This window comes from Sporomusa acidovorans (assembly GCF_900101845.1).
Lineage (GTDB): Bacteria > Bacillota > Negativicutes > Sporomusales > Sporomusaceae > Sporomusa > Sporomusa acidovorans.
Genome location: NZ_FNAM01000114.1, coordinates 1 through 1,971, shown reverse-complemented (window position 1 = coordinate 1,971; position 1,971 = coordinate 1). Strand labels below are relative to the sequence as shown.

2 protein-coding genes are annotated in these 1,971 nt (G+C 32.6%); both read left to right on the top strand.

Features of this window, described 5'->3' with window-relative positions; genetic code table 11:
* Nucleotides 1-37 precede the first annotated feature (37 nt).
* Nucleotides 38-958 (top strand): glycoside hydrolase family protein, encoded by a 921-nt coding sequence (locus BLR65_RS28750; RefSeq protein ID WP_093798263.1) that lies wholly within the window; start codon nucleotides 38-40, stop codon nucleotides 956-958.
* Nucleotides 952-1,890 carry a GNAT family N-acetyltransferase gene (locus tag BLR65_RS28745; protein WP_093798261.1) on the top strand — a complete coding sequence of 313 codons (939 nt, stop codon included), beginning with the start codon at nucleotides 952-954 and terminating at the stop codon, nucleotides 1,888-1,890. The genes BLR65_RS28750 and BLR65_RS28745 overlap by 7 nt, the downstream gene beginning before the upstream one ends.
* Nucleotides 1,891-1,971 lie beyond the last annotated feature (81 nt).

The window sequence follows — 1,971 nt, the reverse complement described above, 5'->3', positions numbered from 1 at the left end:
CACAATAAAATTATGCCTCGTATGAGGAGTTGATTGGATGAAATGGAAGAAGAAGGGACTTATTTTTGTAACAGAGGGACGGCATAGTTGGGCGCAAACACATGCCATGATTCCAACCCCAGAATTTATAAATAATAATTGTTTGCGATTTTATGTTACAGTATGTGATAAACAGGGAATTGGCAGGATTGGTTATGTGGATGTTTCGGCAAATCCGCTATGTAAAGTAATTCAGGTTGCTGAAAGTCCGATATTAGATATTGGCGATCCTGGTACATTTGATGAAAATGGTATTTTGGTTACAAGTATAGTAAATTTACCAGATGGCACTAAGTATTTATATTATGTAGGATTTGAAATTGGGACAAAAATTCGCTATCGCTTATTGACTGGTCTAGCAATTAGTAGGGATAACGGTAAAAGTTTCGCTCGTATGCAGAAAACTCCTATTTTAGAGCGAAGTGATCAAGAATTGTATTTTCGCGGTGGACCATTTGTTATATATGAAAACGGAAGTTTTCGTATGTGGTATGTGGGAGGTAATAAGTGGTTAACTATAAACGGAAAGGAAATGCCCGTATATACTATAAATTATCTTGAATCAAATGATGGTATCACTTGGGATAAATATGGCAAAGTGTGTATTGATATTGTCAATGAAAATGAGCACGGTTTTGGAAGACCTTATATTATAAAACATGATGGAAAATATAAAATGTTTTATTCAATTCGCGTGAAGTATTTAGGATATAGGTTAGGATATGCAGAAAGTACAGATGGAATTAACTGGATTAGAAAAGATCAGGATATAGGCATTAATGTATCTGAATCGGGATGGGATTCAGAGGCTGTTTGTTATTCGGCTGTTATTAAAATTAATGACCAGTATTATATGTTTTATAATGGCAATGAATTTGGAAAAACTGGTTTTGGATGGGCAGAGTTAGTGGAATGGTAATAGTACAAAAATATAAAAGTGAAGACAAGTCCTTATGGGATCAGTTTGTGCAGAAATCAAAAAATGGTACTTTTTTATTTTTTCGTGATTATATGGAATATCATGAGAAAAGATTTCAAGATTATTCATTATTAATATATGACGAAAAAAGACAATTGATTGCACTGTTTCCAGCAAATAAAAAAGATAATATTATTTATTCGCATGAGGGATTAACTTTTGGGGGATTTATAGTTGGTAATAAGGTAACAACTGAAATAGTATTAAGTATATTTTGTGAAACTAAAAATTTTTTAAAGAAAAATAATATAAATAAAATGATTTATAAGTGCATTCCATTTATTTACCATAAGTACCCTGCCGAAGAAGATCAATATGCGTTATTCGTAAATGATGCTTGCTTAGTTAGACGTGATGTATCAACTGCCATATATTTGCCAGAGCGATATGCCTATCAAGAAAGACGTATGCGGGCGGTAAAAAAAGCAATAAAGCACGGAGTAAAAGTAAAAAAAAGCGAAGATTATAATGCTTTTTGGCAGGTTTTGACGGAAGTGTTATATAGTCAGCACAATACTACACCAGTTCATTCCATTGACGAGATTATTTTACTAGCTAAACGATTTAAAGATAATATAAAATTGTACATTGCCACATTAGATGAAAGAATATTGGCTGGAACAGTCATATTTGAAAATGATAAAGTTGCGCATACTCAATATTTGGCTAATTCAGAAGAAGGACGTTCTACCGGTGCTTTAGATTTGGTGATTCATTACCTTGTTACCGAAGTATATAAAGATAAAATCTATTTTGATTTTGGCATTTCAAATGAAAAACAAGGTCGTTTTTTGAATACTGGTCTTATTGCGCAAAAAGAAGGTTTCGGTGCTAGAGCAGTGGTTCATGATTTTTATAGTTTAGATATTTAAGTAGGTGATAATCATGAGTGGTTTACATGATTGCTGTATTATTGATTTGCCTAAAATTACAGATCCGCGAGGAAATTTAAG